This window comes from Arthrobacter sp. 01T428 (assembly GCF_056398685.1).
In genome coordinates, this window is the sequence record NZ_JBFTPW010000024.1 from 34,952 (window position 1) to 55,189 (window position 20,238).

The 20,238-nt window shown below is 64.0% G+C and carries 20 protein-coding genes; 10 read left to right on the plus strand and 10 right to left on the minus strand.

Annotated features, from left to right (window positions below):
- Positions 1–37: 37 nt before the first annotated feature.
- Complete coding sequence (locus AC1DJB_RS20180; RefSeq protein WP_332602900.1) at positions 38–655, plus strand: hypothetical protein; 618 nt, start codon at positions 38–40, stop codon at positions 653–655.
- Here AC1DJB_RS20180 and AC1DJB_RS20185 read toward each other — a convergent pair.
- From AC1DJB_RS20185 to AC1DJB_RS20195, 3 genes are all read right to left on the minus strand, one after another.
- On the minus strand, positions 643–915 hold the full coding sequence (locus tag AC1DJB_RS20185; protein WP_306963537.1) for a Txe/YoeB family addiction module toxin: 273 nt from the start codon (positions 913–915) through the stop codon (positions 643–645). The genes AC1DJB_RS20180 and AC1DJB_RS20185 overlap by 13 nt on opposite strands.
- A complete protein-coding gene (locus AC1DJB_RS20190) occupies positions 912–1,163 on the minus strand; it encodes a type II toxin-antitoxin system Phd/YefM family antitoxin (RefSeq protein WP_306963534.1) in 252 nt (83 codons plus the stop codon). The genes AC1DJB_RS20185 and AC1DJB_RS20190 overlap by 4 nt, the downstream gene beginning before the upstream one ends.
- 67 nt (positions 1,164–1,230) lie before the next feature.
- Positions 1,231–1,737: a hypothetical protein gene (locus AC1DJB_RS20195; RefSeq protein WP_332602901.1), complete on the minus strand. Its 507-nt coding sequence runs from the start codon at positions 1,735–1,737 to the stop codon at positions 1,231–1,233.
- Between the two features lie 135 nt (positions 1,738–1,872).
- On the opposite strand from AC1DJB_RS20195, the gene AC1DJB_RS20200 reads away from it, so the two are divergent.
- Positions 1,873–2,892 carry a glycosyltransferase family 4 protein gene (locus AC1DJB_RS20200; protein ID WP_476910757.1) on the plus strand — a complete coding sequence of 340 codons (1,020 nt, stop codon included), beginning with the start codon at positions 1,873–1,875 and terminating at the stop codon, positions 2,890–2,892.
- Between the two features lie 8 nt (positions 2,893–2,900).
- On the opposite strand, the gene AC1DJB_RS20205 is transcribed toward AC1DJB_RS20200, so the two are convergent.
- The 3 genes from AC1DJB_RS20205 to AC1DJB_RS20215 all read right to left on the minus strand — a co-directional run bounded on the left by AC1DJB_RS20205 (position 2,901) and on the right by AC1DJB_RS20215 (position 5,160).
- On the minus strand, positions 2,901–3,518 hold the full coding sequence (locus tag AC1DJB_RS20205) for a uracil-DNA glycosylase family protein (protein WP_059388685.1): 618 nt from the start codon (positions 3,516–3,518) through the stop codon (positions 2,901–2,903).
- A 157-nt stretch (positions 3,519–3,675) separates the two neighbouring features.
- Entirely contained in the window at positions 3,676–4,071 is a 396-nt protein-coding gene (locus tag AC1DJB_RS20210; RefSeq protein WP_236813437.1) for an RNA-binding S4 domain-containing protein, read from the minus strand.
- A 54-nt stretch (positions 4,072–4,125) separates the two neighbouring features.
- Entirely contained in the window at positions 4,126–5,160 is a 1,035-nt protein-coding gene (locus tag AC1DJB_RS20215; RefSeq protein ID WP_307053259.1) for an aldo/keto reductase, read from the minus strand.
- Between the two features lie 245 nt (positions 5,161–5,405).
- On the opposite strand from AC1DJB_RS20215, the gene AC1DJB_RS20220 reads away from it, so the two are divergent.
- A complete protein-coding gene (locus AC1DJB_RS20220; protein WP_307053260.1) occupies positions 5,406–5,897 on the plus strand; it encodes a flavin reductase family protein in 492 nt (163 codons plus the stop codon).
- A 123-nt stretch (positions 5,898–6,020) separates the two neighbouring features.
- Here the strand turns inward: AC1DJB_RS20220 and AC1DJB_RS20225 are convergent, their stop codons facing one another.
- On the minus strand, positions 6,021–6,773 hold the full coding sequence (locus AC1DJB_RS20225) for a hypothetical protein (protein ID WP_441433592.1): 753 nt from the start codon (positions 6,771–6,773) through the stop codon (positions 6,021–6,023).
- Positions 6,774–6,965: 192 nt separating this feature from the next.
- Between AC1DJB_RS20225 and AC1DJB_RS20230 the strand changes: the two genes are divergently transcribed.
- Positions 6,966–7,370, plus strand: coding sequence for a YchJ family protein (locus AC1DJB_RS20230; RefSeq protein WP_441433591.1), 405 nt, complete (start codon positions 6,966–6,968; stop codon positions 7,368–7,370).
- A gap of 22 nt (positions 7,371–7,392) precedes the next feature.
- On the opposite strand, the gene AC1DJB_RS20235 is transcribed toward AC1DJB_RS20230, so the two are convergent.
- On the minus strand, positions 7,393–9,345 hold the full coding sequence (locus tag AC1DJB_RS20235; RefSeq protein WP_441433590.1) for an acyl-CoA dehydrogenase family protein: 1,953 nt from the start codon (positions 9,343–9,345) through the stop codon (positions 7,393–7,395).
- A gap of 65 nt (positions 9,346–9,410) precedes the next feature.
- Complete coding sequence (locus AC1DJB_RS20240) at positions 9,411–9,713, minus strand: hypothetical protein (protein WP_059388681.1); 303 nt, start codon at positions 9,711–9,713, stop codon at positions 9,411–9,413.
- Positions 9,714–9,958: 245 nt separating this feature from the next.
- On the opposite strand from AC1DJB_RS20240, the gene AC1DJB_RS20245 reads away from it, so the two are divergent.
- From AC1DJB_RS20245 to AC1DJB_RS20255, 3 genes are read left to right on the plus strand one after another with little or no spacing between them, the layout of a single operon-like run.
- A complete protein-coding gene (locus AC1DJB_RS20245; protein WP_441433589.1) occupies positions 9,959–11,416 on the plus strand; it encodes a DUF3375 family protein in 1,458 nt (485 codons plus the stop codon).
- Positions 11,409–12,323 (plus strand): DUF4194 domain-containing protein, encoded by a 915-nt coding sequence (locus AC1DJB_RS20250; protein ID WP_084784478.1) that lies wholly within the window; start codon positions 11,409–11,411, stop codon positions 12,321–12,323. The genes AC1DJB_RS20245 and AC1DJB_RS20250 overlap by 8 nt, the downstream gene beginning before the upstream one ends.
- Positions 12,320–15,784: an ATP-binding protein gene (locus AC1DJB_RS20255; protein ID WP_476910758.1), complete on the plus strand. Its 3,465-nt coding sequence runs from the start codon at positions 12,320–12,322 to the stop codon at positions 15,782–15,784. The genes AC1DJB_RS20250 and AC1DJB_RS20255 overlap by 4 nt, the downstream gene beginning before the upstream one ends.
- 144 nt (positions 15,785–15,928) lie before the next feature.
- Here AC1DJB_RS20255 and AC1DJB_RS20260 read toward each other — a convergent pair whose 3' ends face one another.
- Entirely contained in the window at positions 15,929–16,423 is a 495-nt protein-coding gene (locus AC1DJB_RS20260; protein WP_306963518.1) for an FBP domain-containing protein, read from the minus strand.
- Between the two features lie 559 nt (positions 16,424–16,982).
- Between AC1DJB_RS20260 and AC1DJB_RS20265 the strand changes: the two genes are divergently transcribed.
- Genes AC1DJB_RS20265 through AC1DJB_RS20275 form a run of 3 tightly spaced genes read left to right on the plus strand, consistent with a single transcriptional unit; the run spans position 16,983 to position 20,237 of the window.
- The gene (locus AC1DJB_RS20265; protein WP_441438271.1) at positions 16,983–18,053 is read left to right on the plus strand and encodes an iron-siderophore ABC transporter substrate-binding protein; all 1,071 of its coding nucleotides are present in this window, start codon (positions 16,983–16,985) and stop codon (positions 18,051–18,053) included.
- A gap of 13 nt (positions 18,054–18,066) precedes the next feature.
- Positions 18,067–19,203 carry a FecCD family ABC transporter permease gene (locus AC1DJB_RS20270; protein ID WP_441433586.1) on the plus strand — a complete coding sequence of 379 codons (1,137 nt, stop codon included), beginning with the start codon at positions 18,067–18,069 and terminating at the stop codon, positions 19,201–19,203.
- Positions 19,200–20,237 carry a FecCD family ABC transporter permease gene (locus AC1DJB_RS20275; protein WP_441433585.1) on the plus strand — a complete coding sequence of 346 codons (1,038 nt, stop codon included), beginning with the start codon at positions 19,200–19,202 and terminating at the stop codon, positions 20,235–20,237. The genes AC1DJB_RS20270 and AC1DJB_RS20275 overlap by 4 nt, the downstream gene beginning before the upstream one ends.
- Position 20,238: the final 1 nt, after the last annotated feature.

A 20,238-nucleotide genomic window follows, 5' to 3' on the forward strand; every position in this document is an offset into this window, starting at 1 on the left:
ACAGGGCGGTGTCAATGTTGGGAGCATAATTACTCCCATGGCCAACCGTCCGCGCGGGGGATGGGATTCAACGACACAGACAGCACCGCCCATCACAGTGGAGGTGCCGGTCCTCGGTGTCGGGGCAGGGCCTGCGGACTATGAGGAGTTGTCGCGGTACGTGTTTGCCTTGCGCAGGCAGCGGGGATTGCACATGACGCTATTGCACTTGGGCGTCCTGGATGACTTCTGCCGGGACGTGGCTGATTGGACCAAAGGCAACACCCGCGCCGATTCGGCCATGCTCAGGACCGTCGCGTGGCTTGAGGCACTGCCCGTACTGGAGGCCTTCTCCGGCAGCGCCGAAAGCCTGATCGTCCTGGGCAGCGGCGGAGTGTGCGGACTGGAAGTAGATGTGCCCGCCTCGGTGCATGACTTTCAGGTCTCCCTTGTACACGCGCTTCATGAACTCCTGGATGAACTGCTTGTCGACAACATCGACGACTTCATCCTCAGCTCCCCTGCCCTTGGATTCCGCTCGCCTCGATGGGTACCCCATGTGGCTGTGGGCAGGCCATTGCACAGGGGCCGCGGACCGTGGGAGATTGGCCAGGTGGGAGTTGACTTCGGCGAATCGCGGATCAGGAACCGCCAGCATTTCCCTCAATTGCCGTAGTGGTACCTGTAAGCGGCGATAAGCACTTCGACGCCATCGTCAGTTTCGACGAACTTGTACACCAGGCGATGTTCGTCCGTGATGCGCCGTGACCAATACCCGTGGAAACCATGTTTCAGGGGTTCAGGCTTGCCGATGCCCTCATTGCCGTGCCGGGCTATGTCCTGTAGCAACCCGTTGATTCTCTTTAGCGTCTTGCGATCTTGGGATTGCCACCAAACGTAGTCGTCCCACGCCGCTGAGGACCAGATCAGCCTCATTCAACGATATCCCGGGTCACGCCTCGGCCAGCTTCCAGTTCCTCGATGGACGATAGGATCCTTTGCGCGTTGGCTGGACTGCGCAGTAAGTAAGCGGTCTCACGGAGGGACTCGTAGTCATCACGCGAAACCATGACGACGTCTTCCTTGCCTGGCCGGGTAATGATTACTTCTTCGCGGTCATTCGTGACGGCGTCGAGAGTTTCCTTGTAGTGGGCTCGAGATTCCGAGTAGCTGAGTGTGCGCATGGTGATCTCCCTGAGTTGCGTACAGAATATTGTACGCCGCATCTTTGTCGGCGCCCACGGCGGATTCTTATCCGTGACTTCTCAGCCGGATCGTGCGGGCCTGGTGGATGGCGGCCAGGGCAACCGCGCTGGCCGTGAGCCTGAGGGCGTGGACCCTGTACCAGCGCTTCAACAGGGGCCTGCGGCGAGTCTCTTCGAGCGGATAGGGGCTGAAGAAAAGCTTGGGGTTGACTGACCGAAGCAGGTACGCCGTAGCTGCTGCCCCCGTGGCGGAGCTGGCTGCGCCCACCATCAGCCAAGCCCGATTGTCGGAATGCTTCCACCCCGCGACGAGGGCAGCGACGGCGGCAGGGGCGCTGAGAGGCGCGATCGGCGCGTAGTAGCGCCCGGGGCTTCCCGCTCCAAAGGGGGTTCGGGGGAGTTCGCTGCTCGCTGCCGAGGCCGCGACCCGGTCCGGGATTTTGACGATGGCCTCATAGAGGTTGCCGAAGAACCAGTGTGCGTGGGTGAACTCCGCGACACTCAAGATCCAATCAGCGAACACGTCCCGGCGGTCTGAAGAAGTCTGTCCCATGCCCACAATCTACCGCCGATGCCCCGCGCCGGATGTGCAGTTCACCTACCACACCACCCGCCCGGGTTATATGGTCAGCACCATGGTCTGAGGACTGCGAGGCCAAACAACCGGCTCTATGGAGGGGAGTAGCCCTTGGTCAAGATCCGCATGATTTTGCCCGCGAATGTGCGCCATCGTTCCGGGGGAAACATCTACAACGCGAAGCTGGCTGAAGCCCTCCGGGGCCTGGGCACGGAGGTCTCGGTCTGCACGCTCGACGGCGGCTGGCCTTTGGGGAGTGCAGCAGACCGGAACCGCTTTGCAGCTGCACTTACCGGAGGGGAACAGGCCATCTACATTGTCGACGGCCTGATTGCCTCGGGTGCACCCGCGGAAATTGAGAGCGCAGCCGCTGCCGGGCGCCGTGTCTGGGTGCTGCTCCACATGCCCCCTTCCGGGGAGAATCCAGTAGAAACGAGCGCGCTGCGCGCTGCAACAGGTCTTCTCTGCACTGGTTCCCGGACTGCCGAAACGGCCAGAACCCTAGGCCTGGGCAACGTGCACTTGGCGATCCCCGGGGTAGATCTCCCATCGAAAACACGCCCGAGTTCGCGAGACGCTGGGGCGGTACCGCATTTCATCATGGTGGGCGTGCTGCTCCCCAATAAGGACCAGATCCTATTCGTCGACGCGTTGGCACGGATCAAGGACCTGGCGTGGACAGCGGCGCTTGTTGGCTCCACAAAAGCAGACCCTTCGTACGCCGCAGCCGTGCAGGAACGCATCCTCCGGAATGGACTGGAAAAACGGGTGGAAACAACAGGCGAGCTCTCCGGCCCGGCCCTGGAGGACCAGTGGAACCGGGCTGACCTCAGTCTGTTGATCTCACACTCGGAGTCCTTCGGCATGGTGGTCCAGGAGTCCCTGGCGCACGGCATACCGGTAGTGGTCCGAAAGGGAACCGGAGCCGTCGGAGCGCTCGGAGCCCAGGGTGCCGGTGGAGCCATCGATCTCACCGCGGGAATCGGATCGTTGGAGAACATCCTTCGGAGATGGCTGGGCGACGCTGCCCTACGGAAGCGATGGCAGTCAGCGGCCGAGGCAGCCAGCGGGGAGTTGCCGCGATGGGAAGATACCGCAGGGGAAGTCCTTCGCGCCGTCGTGGGGTCCTAAGCGCTTCCCTACAGGTGCTGGATGCCCGCCCTCTGCATGGCGTCCCGGTAGGTTTCGATGTTCTTTGCCAGGAGTTCCTGCTGCTTCGCCTCGGACAAGGCAAACGCCCGTCCACCGAGCGCGCTTGCCTTGTAGACCTTGATCCCGTGCTGCCGGAGCGGCGAGTGGTACGTCTTCTCGAACAGTGCCAGGAAAGCGGCGGCCTCCGCGCCGTGAGCGACGACGGCGGAGACTCTCTTGTTGATCTTGAGGAACTGGCGGAACGGACGGAGACCGTCGGTCTTCTCCTGTGCGCTCAGTGCCGGCGGCAGTTCGGGGTCGCGGACCCAGGGGTAGCAGTTCCACGGCATGACGTAGCGGACGTCCAAGTCGGCCGAGTCATAGATCAGCTGCGCACGTCGGGCGGCGTCGTCGTCGTTGAGGTGCGATACGAAACCCGAGGTGGGGGCCCGCCCGGGGCTGGTCTGGAGGGTGACGATCCGGCACTCATCTTCGTCATGCACCGGATCGATGTAAGGCACGGTGGAACCGGGCCGTTTGGCCATCAGTTCGTCGCACAGCTGCGTCACGGCAGCAATGTTGGGCTCCTGTAGCAAGGCCCGTTTTTCGTCCCAGTCAATGGTCACGTTCTCTCCTTCGGCAGCGCGGCGTCCAGAATCGGCGTCCCTTGCCACTTTACGCCGTCGCTTTACGCGGCGCTCACGCTCCTGCAGAGCCGAGGGACAAAACTGCCCGACGCCGGTCCGAGCGGCGAGCTTCCCGACCCGCCTTTGGCCCGGTCTTCTACTGACCTTTGAGCTTCTGCATGTCGCGCCGGTCCTTCTTGGTGGGCCGTCCCGCGCCGCGATCGCGCTGCGGCAGCCCGAGGGCGGGCGCGGCGGGACGCTCCGGTGTGTGGTCGGTGAAGCAATGGGACGCTGCTTCGGCCCCTACCCTTTTCGCAATGAGCCTGCGGACCTCAAGGATGCGCTCGAAGCCGGGCTGCCGTACACGGATTGTGTCGCCGATAATCACGGACTGTGAAGCCTTGACCGGGTTCCCGTTGATTCGCACATGCCCCGCCCGGCAAGCGGTTGTGGCAGCGGAACGGGTCTTGTAAGCGCGGATCGCCCAGAGCCAGGCATCAATGCGCACATTGCCGGTTTTTGATGTTTGGGCGGAAGTCGGAAGGCTAGTCATGATTGCGAACGAGTATAGTCGGCGCGCGAACCGGCGGCTCCAACGCGAAGCCGGTTACCGGCGTCGAAGTTCCGCATATTCAAGGTGGGGGACAACGGTACCTGCGTCGCGCTCCAGGAAGTTGGTACCGGGCGCCACGATCTCGTCTATGGCATCCAGCACGGCTTCGTTGAGGACAACATCCGCGGCCTTGAGGTAGTCGACCAGATGGTCCTCCGTGCGCGGACCGATAACCACGCTGCTGACGGCCGGATGGTTCAGGGCAAAGCCGACAGCAAGCTGGATGAGGGTGAGCCCATGCCGTTCGGCGACACGGCCCAAGGCATCGGCCGCCAGGAGTTTGTTCCTGTTGAAAGGTGCAGAGACGTCGAAGCGCCCGGGAACGGCCGACGCGCGGGAGCTTGCGGGCTGGGGGACTCCCACGCGGTAGTTCCCGGAGAGCCAGCCGCCGTCGAGCGGTCCATAGCTGAGCACGCCAAGGTTGTACTGCTGCGTGATTGCAAAGACGTCGCGCTCATTCGCGCGGACCAACAAGGAATAGGGCACCTGATCCACCACTGGCGGTATGAGGTGGTTGGTGGTGGCGATCCACTGTGCCTCCACAAGCTGCGACGGCGTGAACACCGACGTTCCGTAGTAGAGAATCTTGCCCTGCCGGATGAGGTCGTTGAGGGCCGTGATGGTTTCCAGGACGTCGGTGTTGTAGTCCGGACGGTGTGCCTGGTAAAGGTCGATCCTGTCCGTCTGCAAGCGGTGCAGGCTGCCTTCCACGGCCTTCATGATCCAGCGCCGGGAATTGCCTGCATGCGCGGGATTCGGCCCCATTTGTCCGTGGAACTTGGTGGAAAGGAAAACATCATCCCGCCTGCCGTGGAGGGCCCGGCCCACAATGGCTTCCGCCTCGCCCTGCGAATAGATGTCCGCGGTATCGACGCTGGTGATGCCGGCGTCGAGGGCCGAATGGATGATGCGGACGCTTTCCTCTGCGCCCGTGGGCGCCGAACCCGTCCCAAGGTTGAGGGTTCCCAGGGTAAGGGGGCTGATCAGGGCACCCGTGCGTCCCAGGGTTCGAAGCTCGCTGAGGCTCATCTCCGGCTTCCTCCGTGAAGAATCAAGGCTGTGCAATGGATTGACACGACGCTACACATGTCGTGCCCCGGGGCACTCGAAAAACGTACAAATTCTTCGCTTTTCGTATTGCGGGGTAATGAAACAAGGAATGACGAATTATGAATTGACTTCATTCGACACGCGAATACACAAATATTGCCGTTATCGGCCCCGAGTGAATTAGTAGAAAGGCAGGCACGAAACTACAGAGAAAGGAACCCGCCATGACCCAGGCAACGGTGGATGGAGCCGCATCGATCAAGCAGGCGTTCGCGCAATTTCCCTCAGGCGTGGCGGCCTTCAGTGCCATGGTCGGATTCGTGCCGGAGGCCCTGGTGGCATCGAGTTTCACAGTGGGAGTCTCGCTCGAACCACCGCTGGTCATGTTCGCGGTGCAGAACTCCTCCACCACATGGCCCAAGCTCCGGCGCGCCCCGCGACTGGGTGTTTCCATCTTGGCCCAGGGCCAGGAAGCCGTGTGCCTGCAGCTCTCCTCGCGGACCCAGGACCGATTCGCTGGCCTGGCGACCTCAACGAGCGACGCCGGGGCGGTGTTGATCGACGGCGCAGCGCTGGTGCTTGAATGCGAAGTGGTCTCAGAAACCCCGGCGGGTGACCACGCGATCGTCGTCCTCGAAGTGAAGTCCGTGGAGATCAACCACGACGCCGAGCCCCTCATCTACCACGGGGCCGGGTTCAGGCAATTGGCCGCGTGAGCTTGGTCGCGGCCCCAACTGACCCGCAGTTGTTGTCGTTATGAGCCTCCAAAACGACAACAAATGCTAGTCAGTTGGGTCGGCCGGGCACTGAGGATTGGGTCAGGCGGGCACTGCGGGGCGCTAGGCCCGGGGGCGGGACCCTGCTGAGGCCGTCACACGGCCGGAAGATACGGGTTTGCCGCCATGTGGTTCTCCCCGGTGTTCGCGGACCGGCGTGCCAGTCCCCGACGATTCCGCCACGTTCGCTTCAGCGGGTTCCCCGGAAGCCGGCGGTTCCGGGTCCGAAGCTGACGCTTCCCCGGCCCGTTCAGCGTCGCGTGCCGCAGCCCGGGCATCGGCCTCGGCGACGGCGGCAGCCCACTGGCTGTTCAGGACCGGAGGATCCTGCTTTATCGCGACCACAAAAGGATGTTCCTTCGCCTGGGTTGTGGCTGTGGCTGCGATACCGTCCTTGATCTGGGCAGGCTTGGGCCACGTCCGTGGGTTGACCAGCGACTTCCAAGGGACGTTCCGGACGGCTGACCACGACGCCGACCACAGTAGCTTGGTGGTCCCAGCAAACCCAGGACGCGGCTTCCGGGGAACGGACGGCCCTGCGCCCAGCAAGCCGTCGTCCGCCGAGGTCGGTTCCTCGGAATCCGACGGCGGGACGGGGGCACGTCGAGGCCTTGGTGGCAAGTGCACAACCGGTACGGCATCGCGTTTCGGGAAGATCCCGACCATCGCGAGCAGGATGATCCAAACCAGCTTCGCGACGCCGGCCAGCACCAAAGTGACAACCATCAGGAAGCCCAAACCAATGGACATCAACAAAGCCAGCCCGAGCGTTCCAAAAAAAGTCAGATTGAGGCCAAGTGTTGTTGGATCCTCCACGTAGCCTCCTCGAGCCAGAGTTGTGGGGTGGACGCCGCAACCGAAGGTCTGCGGGCATGTCATCTAGCCTAAGGGCGAAATCTTAAGGAATCATCCGCCAAACTCCGGCTCGCCGAGGTTGTTTCGAAGCTGTTATCTGCTGTGACAGAATTTGTTGCCTAGCTCTCACCTTCTCTTCAAGATAGGGCTTCAATGCCACTCGATCCGGCCCGCCTACGACTAGGCGCTTGCCCCTGTTTGTCCGGAGAGCAGTACACCGAGTGCTGCGGACGCTTCCATCGCGGAGACGCTGACGCGCCCACGGCGGAACAGCTCATGCGTTCGCGCTACTCCGCCTTTGTTGTCCTTGACACCGATTACCTTTTGCGCACGTGGCACCCGGACACCAGGCCTGCCGCGCTGGACCTGGACCCGGACATTGAATGGCGCAGGCTGGACATCCTGGCCACGCGCCAAGGCGGCCCCTTGGACACCGAAGGGACGGTCGAGTTCGCAGCACATTACCGTTCCGACGGCGAACGCGGAGTCCAGCGCGAGAACAGCCGCTTCCTGCGGATCGACCGGCGCTGGTACTACCTCGACGGCGACGTCGGCTAGCCGCGTCGATCGGCAGCAGGCCTCAGCGGTACTTCCGGTGCAGGCTCTCCTTCGACGAGGCGCCCGGGGTGGCATCGGCGATCCACGGACCCGTTCCTTCGGATTGGTCAAGGATTCCGGCCTCAAGCCATGCATAGTCGCCGGCGAGGACGTTCGAGGACAACTCATGATCGACGTCGTCGGTGTTCCGCCACAACTGATCGAAGTATCCGTCCACGCGAATCCGGGCCTGCTCGCAGTAGGCCTCGGCGAGCTCGTACGCCGCCGCGCCTTGCTCCGGTGCGGTCTGCAGCAGCATCTCGGCCCGTGAGCAGCACGCTGCCATGGCAAACAACTCGGCCCCGATATCCACGATCCTGCCGAGGAACGCTTGTTTGTATTCGAGCCTTGCCTGCCAGCGGCCCATGCCGTAGAAAGTCTGCCGGGCGAGCCGGCGCGAAGCCCGTTCCACATACCTCAGTTGCTTCGCGAGGCGCCCGAACTCGCTGTAGGACCGGGGGTCCATGCCGGCTCCGGCCACCAGCTTAGGGAGCCATTTGGCGTAGAAACCTGAGGCGCCGACGGCGGCACGCGCCTTCTCCTGCAGGGTTGCGTCCGCGGAGGCGAGCTCGCCCGCGGCCGAAAGGTGGGCATCGACGGCTTCGCGGGCGATGAGCAGGCGCATGATTTCGGACGAGCCTTCGAAGATCCGGTTGATGCGCATGTCCCTCAGCAACTGCTCGGCGGCCACCGCGCGTTCTCCACGGGCCTCCAGGGAATCTGCCGTCTCAAACCCGCGGCCACCCCGGATTTGGACCAACTCATCAGCCACCGTGTAGCTCAGTTCAGTGGACCAAAGTTTGGCCAGCGCAGCCTCGATCCGCACATCCTTCTGGCCGGCGTCGGCCATCTCGGCGGACAGTTCGAAAACGGCTTCAAGGGCAAAGGTGGTGGCGGCGATGAACGCGATCTTCTTGCCGACGGCCTCATGTTTTCCGACCGGACGGCCCCATTGGGTGCGGGCGTTGGACCATTCGCGGGCGATCTTCAACGACCACTTACCCGCCGCCACGCAAAGGCCGGGGATGGAAAGCCGGCCAGTGTTGAGTGTGGTGAGCGCGATCTTGAGTCCCTGGCCTTCGCGGCCCAGCCGGTTGGCTGCAGGTACGCGGACTTGGTGGAACCGTGTCACGCCGTTCTCGATGCCGCGCAGGCCCATGAAGGCGTTGCGGTTCTCCACCGTGATGCCGGGTGAGTCCATTTCCACGACGAACGCCGTGATCCCGCCTTTGAGTGCCGTCCCGTCGGGGGCTGTGCGGGCAGGGACAACCGCCATGACCACTACCAATTCGGCGATCACGCCGTTGGTGGTCCAAAGTTTGACGCCGTCCAAAAGGTAGGACTCGCCGTCGTCGCTTGGCACTGCGGTGCAGCCCATCCGGGCGGGGTCGCTGCCGACGTCGGGCTCGGTCAGCAGGAACGCCGTGATGGCGCCAGCGGCGCAACGCGGCAAGTACTCCTGTTTTTGTTCGGGCGTGCCGAAGACTTTGACCGGCTCCGGGACGCCGATGGACTGGTGGGCCGAGAGCAACGCGCCGAGGCTCGGATGGACTGATCCCAACAGCGCCAACGCCCTGCCGTAGTAGACCAGCGAGAGGCCCAAGCCGCCGTACTCGCGCGGAATCTTCATGCCGAAAACGCCCAACCCGATGAGGCCAGCGAGGTATTCGTCCGGGATCTTGGCATCGCGTTCGATGGCTCGGCCGGACATGGTGCCGCAGAACTCCGTCAGCTTCGCCATGAACTCTTCGCCGCGCTCGACGTCGTCGGCTCTTGCCTGGGGCCAAGGATGGATCAGCCCCAGATCGAAGTCTCCCAAATACAGCCCCTTGGCGAAACTGGGGCGGTTCCATTCGGTGTCGCGGGCGGCCTCGGCGACTGCGCGGGCTTCTGCGGCCGTGACGCCGTTGCTCTTGTTGTCAGTGGCGGAGGTCATGGGAGGACTCCTCTTGCCGGTTGTGCCGGTTTCGAGCCCAGGATCCGCCTCGGGTGGTGGACCCTTCAGCTGTCCCTCAATGCTACTCGCGGGTAGGTACCTGTGCTAGGGGCGGTCTGGGACGGGAATTCCACTGGCAGTTCCACTTTTCCGGCCTGGTGGACCAGCTGGTCCCACGCAAAATTGATGCCGTGGACCAGCCCGCCCAGCACGTTCTTCACGGTGTACCAGGCGAGGCTTCCGGCGCCGAGCAACGCAAGTGCGGCCATTGCGGCTACCGCGATGAAGGCTGCCAGAACCAGGCCAAGGATTAGTGTTCCCGCGAAGACATAAGTGCTGGTGTCTAAGGTCGTCAAGTCGAACTGCATTGGGTCCCCTCCGCAACGCTGCCAAAGCCGACGTCGGAGCGTCGACGTCGTTGGTGTCGACATTAGGGGCGGCGTCATCGGTTCAGCTAGCAACGACACCGGCGTCGGGACTGTTGATACGCGATCGAAACCCTACCGGGAGGTAGATCACGGAAGGGTTGCGGCGCACCCTGCGTTAACCTTGTACGGGGCAGTTTTCGGGATTTCCGCTGCCAGAAGGTTCCGCGGCAGCTGAAGGAGAGTAAGTGTCCCGCTCAGCAATGTCCTCAGCCGACGCCATCAGTGCGCGGCTCAGGGATCTCGAACTCCTGACCAAAGGCCCCGCCTGGGCCCTCACGCGCTCGGCGCCCTGGGTCATCGCGGTGCTCCAGGCATCCTTCACCCGAACGAAACCGCAGCTGCCGCTCGAAGAGTTCCATGCCGACGTCGACGCTTTCCTCGAGCAGCTCCGCAGGCAGGATCCCGGGCTGGGCGGCCAGGGGAGCGGCAAGGCCTTTGCGGACGAATGGACCCGAAAGCAGTTCCTGACCCGACGCAGCCAGTCCGGCCAGATCGTCTACGAAATCACCGAGGCCGCCGCAAGAGTCCTGGCATTCCTGGACAGCCTCTCCAGCGAACGTTCCACGCTCAACGGTTCCAGGCTCGGGACGTTGCTGGGCGACGTCGAAAAGCTCGCCAACGAGACGAACCCGGACCAGAGCGCCCGTTTGGAATCCCTTGAAGAGGAGATCCAGGAGCGGCAGCAGCTGATCGAAGACATCAGTTCCGGCGACTTCGACGGTCTTTTGGATGATGAGGAAGCCGTCGAAGCAGCCGGGAACATCCTGGACCTTGCGGCAAGCCTGCCTGCCGATTACAAGAAGATGCGTGACCGCATCGAAGAACTGGTAGGCGAGCTCCGCAACCAGATCATCGAGGAGTCGCTCAGCAAGGGTGCAACGATGGCGCAGGTCCTGGAGGCGGACAAACGCTTGCGGCAGAGCCCCGAAGGCCGTACCTTCCGTTCCTTCACGGCGTTCCTTGAGGACCCGCAGCAACAGTTGCGCTTCCGTTCGGCGATCGGCGACGTGCTGAGCCGCCAATTCGCGGATGACCTCAGCCATGAGGACAGGGAAACCCTCAAGAACCTCGTGGCGGAACTGCGCACGCAGCACAGCCAGATCCAGCGCATCTACGGCCGGCTTTCGGAGAGCCTCAACAACTACATCCAGAGCGACGATATCCGCCAGTCCGTCCGGCTCCGGCAGGTCTTGCGCGAAGCCGAACAGGCTATCCGCTCGATGCCGTACGAGCGCGACCGTCCCGGCCTGGTCCGCGGCCCGGTGTTGTTCAATGCGGGATTCGAATCCCTCGCCATGGTCAAGCTCTTTGACCCGGATGAGTTCGCGGCGCCGCCAAAGCTCGCCGACCCCATCGCCTTCAGCGATTCGGACCGCGTGCGTTCACTTCGCTCCGCGAAGGCAAGGCCCGACGTCGTCCGCTCCGCCATGGCGGGCGCAGCCACACTGGCAGAGGCCTGGGCGAACCTCCCGGAGGGTGAACGGCACATCAACACCGTCCGGGCCCTCCTGTCCGAAGCGCTGCACGGTGGTGCGGCGTTCGACCGGGCCGCCTGGGAAAACATCGACTTCGAACAAATCGATGGCAGCACACGCACCGCGTACCTGCCGCTCGTGACCCTGACTAAGGATTCCGATGACTGACGCCCACCCCACCGAGCATGCCCCCTCTTCGGAACAAAGAGTGGACATAGCGCAGCATGTCCACTCCGATCCCTTCCGCGTCACGCCGCGCGACACATTCGTAGACGGCGCGGCGTTGTTCCCGGGCGACACCGGCGTGCTGCCTATGAAGGTCCGCCAGGCTCTCGTGCGGCTGCTCAAGGGTCCGTATGTCGACGGCGGCCGCGACGAAAAGCTCTGGACCACCCTTCTGGACAACCAAGTGATCCTCCGCAGCCGGCTTTCCGAGCTTTTCCTGAACCTGCAACTGGACCACGAACGCAAGATCGCGGTGCTCCGTCCCGTCGATCCAGAAGCCATCGGAGGAAGCACCCGCTCGAGCATCCTTCGTCAGCAACGTGCGTTGAGCCGGGTCGAAACCATCGTGCTTCTGCGCCTGAGGCTCCTTCTCGACCGCCACGTCACTGCCCAGACCGAGCCTGTGATCACCCGCGAAGAAATCGCCGAACTCGTGGCGCACTACCAGCCATCCGGCCAACAAGACGCCCTCCGCGACACCGACGTCGTGAACCGCACCATCACGAAGCTCCTGGCCCGCCAACTCCTCCTGCCCACGGGCATCGAGGACACGTTCGCGATCTCCAAGGCCCTCCCCCTGGCGCTCCCCTTCGAAAACATCGGCGACATCCCGGCCCAAATCGAAGCACTGATCGCGGTAGCAGCCGACGAATCAGGCACTGAACCCCTCATCGAACTAACGGAAACGGACGACCCCAACTCCAACGACGACGCTGAGTCCGACACCGGGGAAGAGGACGACGTGGTGACCGACAGCAGTGGTGACGCATCCACCGCGGAGGCAAAGGCGACCACAACTGACGCAACGACACTTGACGCAACTGACGAAACCAAGGAGGCAGCCAAGTGACCATTGCGACGATGCTTCCGATCGGCGAACTCACCAACCCGGGCCAGATGCGCCTCGCCTTGGTCCAGGTGGTCAACTGGGGCACGTTCCACGGCGCCCACACGATGCACGTGGACCGCAACGGCACCCTGCTCACAGGCAACTCAGGCGTCGGCAAGTCCACGTTGTTCGATGCCATGCTGCGTGTCTTCGATGCCCGTCCGCGCTCCAATGAGGCTGCGGCGCAGCGGGCCGGCGGGGCTGTGGAGGACAAGAGGACCACGTTCACGTACATGCGTGGAAAAGTGGGCGACAAGGCCGTGGGCGAGGGTTCGGCGAGTGCCTTCCAGCGCCCCGGTGCCACGTGGTCCGCCGTCGCGCTGACGTTCGACAACGCTGCCGGCACCCAGGTGACGATCTCGGCCCTCTTCGACCTGCCCAAGAACGGCACGGAGTCCAGCGTCGGCCGGTTCTATGTGATTGACAACAAGCCCCTGGATCTCGGCGCGATTGAGGGCATCGCGGAGAAGCGCTTCACCAAGGGCGCGCTGGAGACAATCTTCCCGGACGCCCAGATCTTCGATGTGCACAAGGCCTTTGCGGAGCGTTTCCGGCGGCTTCTCGGCATCAACTCGGACCAGGCGCTTCCGCTTTTGCGGGTGATCCAGGCCGGCAAGGGGCTCGGCGGCAGCGTCAACACGTTCTTCCGCGACCAGGTGCTCGACGCGCCCGCGACGCTCACTGCTGCGGACGACGTCGTCGAGGAATTCAGCAACCTCATGTCCATCAGGCAGCGGCTGGAGGACGTGCGCCAGCAGCGCGACCAGCTCGCCCCCGTCCCTGGGATGAACAAGGAGTATGCCCAGTCGTTGCTGGAAGCCAACCGGCTCCGGGAGCTCAGCGGCGAGGAATTCGACGCCTACAAGCAGCAGCTCTCGGTCACGGTCCATGCCAAGACTTTGGCCCGTTTCAAGGACCTTGCCCAGGCGAAAGCCAAGGAGCTCAGCGCCGAGCGGGGCGTCCGGGACGCGCTCGCCAAGGAGCTTCGCCAGCTCGAGTCGGATTACAACAACCAGGGCGGTAACGCGATTTCGGCGATCGAGCAGTCGCTCGAAAATGCCCGGGTCGGCCTCAAGCTTCGCCAGCAGGTGGAGGAGGCGGCACGCCAAGCATTGGCCGACGCCGGACTCAACCTTGAGTGGACGGCTGAGGGTTGGGAGCAGGCCCACGAGCAGGCAGCGAGCCGCTCCGCCGAACTCAAGGACGATTCGGAAGCGCTGCGGGAACTCCGCTTCGAAGCTTTCGACGGCCACGCCACCAAGAAACGCGAACTCGCCGCAGCCCAGCAGGAGCTCGTCTCGTTGAAGACGCGCAAGTCCCTCCTGCCGCCGTCGAGCATTGAAAACCGCGCCGCAATCGCGGCAGCCACTGGCGTTCCCGAGGACCGGATGCCCTTTGGAGGCGAGCTGATAGACCTCGCCGAGGGGGAGGAACAGTGGCGGCCCGCGGCCGAGCGTGCTTTACGGAACCTCGCCACGACGCTGCTTGTTCCCGGAGAGCACTTCGCCGCCGTCACGCGCTACCTGAACGACAACACGGTCCGCGGCGCGCTGCGGGCAGTGGACGTGTCCAAACCGCTCGCGGGCGGGGCCTTGGCTGTGGAGGACGTGTCCGACGGCGATTTGCTCACGAAGCTGAACATCCTCACCTTGGGGGCGAACGCCGACGCCGGAGAGTGGATCCGCGAGCGGATCGCCCTCGATTTCGCGTACCCGTGCGTGGAAGACCCGGACGAGCTCGCGAAGTTGGACAAAGGCCTGAGCCTGGGCGGAGTGGTCAAGCGCAACAGGCACACAGTGGAGAAGGACGATCGTTTCACGAGCCGGCAAGACTATGTTCTCGGTTTCGACAACGCTTCCAAGCTGGAGCTCGTGGCCGCGAAGGTCGGCGAGCTCGAGAACGAGCTTCTGAAGGCCGCCGAACTCGCCCAAAGCCGCGAGGATTCGCACCAAGGCATGACCCGCCAGCTCGATGCCTTGCGTCGCATCGCCGACGACGAGCGTGGCTGGGAACAGGTCTCTGCAGCGGTGGCGGCCGAGGAACTCGCGAAGATCGAGCAGCGGCTCAAGGATGCCTTGGCCGCGCAGGCCGACTTGGAGCCCTTGCGGGCAAACATCGAGGCCGTGCGCGAAAAGCACCAGTCCTCCACAGGGTCGGCGGCGGTGTTGCAGAGCGAATACAAGACGCTCGACCAGCAGATGACCACGGCTGACGCCCTCCTGGATGCCGCACGCAACCGCCTGGACCAGGCGCCGCCGTCGGGCACTACCGTTGCCGCCCTCGAGCCGTACTTCAGCGCATTCGGCGAGGTGGGCGAGCTCCATGAACTCGACACCCTGGCTGCCGAAGTCCGGAGCAAGCTCTTGGCGGAACTGCATGCCACTGAGTCGCGCGGGCAGGCGTTGGCCGAGCGGCTGACGCGCATGTTCGAAGGATTCGTGCGCGAATGGGGTACCGCCATTTCCGCGGACCACGGGACCTCGATCGGCGCCGCGGGGGAGTTCGAGTCCCGCTACCACCAGATCGTCAGCGAAGGGTTGCCCGCGCAGGAGGCCGAATTCCGGCAGTTCTTCAACCAGCGCACGCACGAATCGTTCAGCACGCTTCTCCACCTGCTAGACGAGGAACGCCGTGCCATCACGAGCCGCATCCTTCCCCTCAACGGCATCCTGTCCGAGGTCAACTTCCACGAGGGCAGCTTCCTGGAACTCGATATCAAACAGACGCTGCCCGCCACTGCGAAGCAGTTCAAGGACGCCATCCACAACGCGTTGAAGACGCGCCACTCGCGGCCGTCCCGCGCGGCCGGCGCCGCTTCGGGGGCCGCGGGCTCACCCGAGGCGGACGACGACGTCGAACTCACCAACCGTTACAAGTCGCTCGAAACCCTGGTCAAGCGGCTCGGTTCGCAGACCCCCGAGGACCGGCGCTGGCGAGCCGAGGTGCTGGATGTCCGCGGGCACCTCTTCATCCAGTGCAAGGAGCACCGCTCCGTCCAAGGCCCGCGGGGTGGCAAGAAGACCGAGGTGTACATGCACGCAGACACCGGATCGATGTCCGGTGGCGAGCGGCAGCGATTCACTGCGTTCATCATGGCGGCGGCCCTGAGCTACCAATTGGGCATCGCCGAGCAGGGTTTCACAACGTACGGAACGGTGATGATGGACGAGGCGTTCGTCCTCGCGTCGGAGGAGTTCGCCGGCGCAGGCATCAAGGCCCTGCACGAGTTCGGCTTCCAGTTGTTGCTGGCCGCCCCCGAAAACGTCATCGACCTGTCCCGGCATCTTGGTTCGGTCACGGAAATCCTGCGCGACAAGCGGACCAACCGCTCCGGCGTGCTCACGGCCCCCGTCATCGGCGCCCCGGGCGCGCCCGGCGAATGGCGTTCCGAAGCCAACCCCGTGGACATCGTGCTCCGCTAGCCCCGACGCTCGCTCACGTATGTGGCACTTTCTGCGGACGCTCGCTCACGTATGTCGGGTTTCCGGCGGACGCTCGCTCACTTATGTCGGGTTTCCGGCGGACGCTCGCTCACTAGAGATAGAGCGAGCGTCCGCCGCAGGCGGCTACTTCCCTTGGACCCGCCCCAGGAACTGGGCGGTCCGGGACTGCAGCCCGGCGATTTGGCGAACGACGACGTCGGCCGGGTCCGGATTGATCTCATTCGCCGGGGGTTCCTTCCGGACGTTGGCGCAGCAGCCGAATTCTGCGCAGATCAACGTCCCCACAGTGTTGCCGTCGCGGCCCGATTGGCCCGCGCGTTTGGCAACCCAAAGATACACATCGTCCTTGGAAAACACGTCGCGGCACAGTTCGCAAAGGACCGAACGCTTCTTGCCGGAGCCTCCCTCGGGCGCGCGCAGCATGATGCCGGTAAGGGAACCGTCGTTCGGGAGAACGAGGTAGCCTCGCATCGGCATCTTCTCGTCGCGCCAGCCAAGGAATTCGAGGTTGTCCCAGTCGAGGGAATCGAAGTCCTTCGGGAGGTTGAGTTTGGCGGCCTCCGAGCGGCTCGCGTTGATGAATGAGGAACGGATTTGTTGGGCGGTGATTTTCTGCACGGCAAAGTTCTTTCAGATCGATTGGGCTCCGAAGAGGAAGGACGCATGGCGTCTGGCGATCCGAGGGCACCGCAAAGGAACCTTAGAGTGCTTCTAGTGCAGGGGCGGTGGGTTTAGTTTCCCTGGCCGCCGAGCGGGATGGCCGACGCAGAGGGGGCTGCAAAGCAGGCCAAAACGGCCACCTCGCCAACCATCGCAGCGCCAACGTGTGTAGTGCGCATGCTCATCCTCTCGATCTTCGCCGCTTTCACGGCCCTGGCCAGTTCGTTGAATCAACCGGCTCTGTCATCTTTGCAAAAGTCGTCGTTGGTGTCCAAAAATTCCCGTGCCGTTTGTTCCCATAGGTGAGCGAGCGTTCGCCGTTTTGTCGCTATAGGTGAGCGAGCGATCGCCGTTTTGTCGCTATAGGTGAGCGGGCGATGGGGTTTTGGCCGTGATAGGTGAGCGGGCGTTTGAGGGCACGCAGAGCGTGAATTAATTACGCGACGCAAACGTTTCGTAATTATCAGAAGGGTAGGCTAGCCTTACTTAGGTTTGCATCACTTACCTAAGGAGTCCCGTGGCTTCCCGCCCCTCACGCCGAGCCCTGCTGAAGACCGCAGGTGCAGCGACCGCAGCCGTTGCCGCCGTCGCGCTGTCCCTCACCGCTTGCTCGACCGGCTCAACTACCGCCAGTTCAGCGACGACGCCGGCCTCAAGCGGTCAGTTCCCAATCACCATCAAGAACGTCTTCGGTGAGACCACCATCAAGGCGCAACCGCAACGCGTGGTAACCGTCTCGTGGGTCAACGACGATGTTGCCTTGGCTCTCGGCGTCGTGCCCGTCGGGGTCCCGAAAAACGAATGGGGCAACAACGGCAAGGGTTCCACCCCCTGGAAGGACGCCGCGCTCGAGAAGTTGGGTGCCGGCTTTGGCACCGCGAAGGCGCCAGCCCAGTTCTCCGAGGCCGACGGCATCAACTTCACGGAGATCGCCAAGCTGGCACCGGACGTCATCCTTGCCGCCTATTCCGGCCTGACCGAGGCGGACTACAAGAAGCTCTCCGAAATTGCCCCCGTGGTGGCGCAGCCCGAACTCGCGTACGGCACGCCATGGCAGGAAGCCACCACGATCATCGGCCAGGCCTTGGGTAAGAGCTCAGAGGCCACCAAGCTCGTCTCGGACACCGAGGCCACCATCAAGACCAAGGTCGCCGCGTTTCCGCAGCTCGCCGGCAAGTCCTTCATCTACGGCAACCTTGAGCCTGCCAAGGGCGACGGCGTCAACGTCTACACAGCCAACGACAACCGACCGCGTTTCCTGTCCGAAATCGGCATGACGCTCGCCCCCGTGGTGCAGAACGCCAGCAAGGGCTCCAAGGAATTTTTCGTTCCGTGGTCCGCCGAAAAGGCCAACGAGCTTTCCTCGGACGTCTTCGTGACCTGGGTGCCGGATTCCAAGACCACGGACCAAATCAAGCAGGACCCCCTGCTGGGGCAGATCCCCGCGATCAAGAAGGGCGCCCTGGTTGCAGACTCCGACAACACCCTCACCCTGGCGATCTCCGCATCCTCGCCGCTGAGCTTGCCGTGGGCACTGGACATGTTCCTGCCGCAGCTGGCCAAGGGCGCCGACGCGGCCACCAAGTAGCGAAACGCCTGACATGACACAAAGCACGACGACGGCGGGCCCACCTTCCGCGGGCGGAACGGCGCGCGAGCTGGCAGCTCATGACCCTCACATCGCTTCCACAGGGCAACACCTGCCAGTTCGCGCGAAGGCCGGGCCCGACGTCGGGGGCCGGGGACGCGGCAACCGCGCCGCCTGGCTGCTGGCCGCCGTCGTCGTGCTTGCGCTTGCCTGTGCGGCCTCGCTCGCGATCGGCGCACGGGGCTTGTCCCTCGAAACCGTGTGGCAAGCACTCACGCAGTTCAGCCCCGACGACGGGAACCATGCGGTGGTCCACACCCGCATTCCACGCACTGTGCTCGGTTTGGTGGCAGGGGCTGCCCTTGGCCTTGCGGGCGCCGCGATGCAGGGCGTCTCCCGCAACCCCCTTGCGGACCCGGGCATCATGGGCGTCAACGCCGGGGCGGCACTGGCTGTGGTCGCCGGGATCTACCTTTTCGGTATCTCGGGGGCGAGCGGCTACATCTGGTTCGCCTTCGTCGGTGCCGCGGCGGCCGCCGTCGTCGTCTATCTGATTGCGTCGATCGGGCGTGACGGTGCGACGCCGGTGAAGCTCGCTTTGGCGGGGGCGGCGCTGAGTGCGGGGCTTTACTCGATAATGAACGTCATCCTGGTTTCGAGCCAGGACACCCTGGACCGCTTCCGTTTCTGGCAGGTGGGTGGAATTGCCGGCAGCGACTGGTCCGTGGTGTTGACCGGATTGCCCTTCCTGCTGATTGGCGCGTTGATCGTGCTGGGCAGCGGGCGGATCCTCAACAGCCTGGCCCTCGGCGATGACGTTGCCCGCGGGCTCGGCCAGAATGTGACCCTGGCCAGGGGCGTCACCGCGCTTGGAATCGTGCTGCTCTGCGGATCGGCCACGGCGTTGGCTGGTCCCATCGGATTCGTCGGACTCGTGGTTCCACATGCCGTGCGTTTCTTTACGGGTCCGGACTACCGCTGGATCCTGCCGTTCTCCATGGTTCTCGCGCCGGCACTCCTCCTGGTTTCGGACGTGATCGGCCGAGTAGCGCTGCTGCCGGGCGAAGTTCCCGCGGGCATCATGACGGCCATCGTCGGTGCCCCCGTCTTCGTGTGGCTCGTCCGCCGGGGCGAGGGGGCGTCGCTGTGAACCTCCGCAGCAGGACCGCACTCCTGGGCACCGGCGTCGTGGTCCTCTTTGCAGTGACTGTGCTCCTTGGCAGCTACACGGTCACCATCCCCGATTTCTTCAGGATCCTCACTGCCCACTTGACGGGCGGGGAGAAGATCCCGGGCGCAAGCTTCATCGTCATGGAAAACAAACTGCCCCGGGCCGTGCTGGCAATCCTGATTGGTGTGGCGTTCGGCCTCTCGGGCGGGCTCTTCCAGACCATGCTGCGCAACCCCCTTGCCAGCCCCGACGTCATCGGCATCAGTTACGGTGCGAGTGCCGCTGCAGTCCTGGCCATTGTGGTGTTCGGCGCGTCCGGTGCCGCCGTGTCCGCGGCCGCGCTCGCTGGTGCGATCGGCGTCGCGCTTGTCATCTACGCCATTTCGCGCGGCGGCTCGGGTTCAGGGGGCGGGTCGGGCGGCCGTCGCGGGAATGCGGCAGGCAACCGGCTTATCCTCGCCGGCGTTGGTGTCGCCGCCTCATTGGGGGCGGTGGTGAACTTCCTCATGACCCAGGCGGATATCCGAACAGCCTCCGAGGCCCTCATATGGCTCAACGGTTCCTTGAATTCGGCCAATTGGGAGCGCGTGGGCGTACTCATGGCCTCGCTCGCCGTGCTTGTTCCCGCGCTGGCCCTCCTCGCCGTACCGCTGCGTATGCTCGAACTCGGGGACGACGCCGCGGCCGGACTAGGAATCCGCGTAAACGCCGTACGTTTCGGCCTGGTGATCACCGCCGTCGCGCTCGCAGCAATGGCGACGGCGGCTGCCGGTCCGGTTGCCTTCGTCGCCTTCCTCGCCGGGCCGATCGCCCGGCGGGTGGTCGGCCGACCCAGCCTCCCGGCGTCGGCGTTCACCGGCACCTTGATCGTCCTCGCGGCCGACTACTTCGCGTACAACGTGGCACCCCTGGTTCTGGCCGGCACCGTCCTGCCGGTCGGCGTCATTACCGGCGCCCTCGGCGCTCCATTCCTGTTGTGGCTTCTGGTCACCTCCAACCGAAAGGAAGCCTGAC

Excerpts from the sequence above, each read along its gene's own strand:
- AC1DJB_RS20190 (WP_306963534.1), bottom strand. The coding sequence starts at position 1,163 with ATGCGCACACTCAGCTACTCGGAATCTCGAGCCCACTACAAGGAAACT.
- AC1DJB_RS20235 (WP_441433590.1), bottom strand. The coding sequence starts at position 9,345 with ATGACCTCCGCCACTGACAACAAGAGCAACGGCGTCACGGCCGCAGAA.
- AC1DJB_RS20220 (WP_307053260.1), top strand. The coding sequence starts at position 5,406 with ATGACCCAGGCAACGGTGGATGGAGCCGCATCGATCAAGCAGGCGTTC.
- AC1DJB_RS20180 (WP_332602900.1), top strand. The coding sequence starts at position 38 with ATGGCCAACCGTCCGCGCGGGGGATGGGATTCAACGACACAGACAGCA.
- AC1DJB_RS20270 (WP_441433586.1), top strand. The coding sequence starts at position 18,067 with ATGACACAAAGCACGACGACGGCGGGCCCACCTTCCGCGGGCGGAACG.
- AC1DJB_RS20185 (WP_306963537.1), bottom strand. The coding sequence starts at position 915 with ATGAGGCTGATCTGGTCCTCAGCGGCGTGGGACGACTACGTTTGGTGG.
- AC1DJB_RS20215 (WP_307053259.1), bottom strand. The coding sequence starts at position 5,160 with ATGAGCCTCAGCGAGCTTCGAACCCTGGGACGCACGGGTGCCCTGATC.
- AC1DJB_RS20230 (WP_441433591.1), top strand. The coding sequence starts at position 6,966 with ATGCCACTCGATCCGGCCCGCCTACGACTAGGCGCTTGCCCCTGTTTG.
- AC1DJB_RS20210 (WP_236813437.1), bottom strand. The coding sequence starts at position 4,071 with ATGACTAGCCTTCCGACTTCCGCCCAAACATCAAAAACCGGCAATGTG.
- AC1DJB_RS20195 (WP_332602901.1), bottom strand. The coding sequence starts at position 1,737 with ATGGGACAGACTTCTTCAGACCGCCGGGACGTGTTCGCTGATTGGATC.
- AC1DJB_RS20250 (WP_084784478.1), top strand. The coding sequence starts at position 11,409 with ATGACTGACGCCCACCCCACCGAGCATGCCCCCTCTTCGGAACAAAGA.
- AC1DJB_RS20240 (WP_059388681.1), bottom strand. The coding sequence starts at position 9,713 with ATGCAGTTCGACTTGACGACCTTAGACACCAGCACTTATGTCTTCGCG.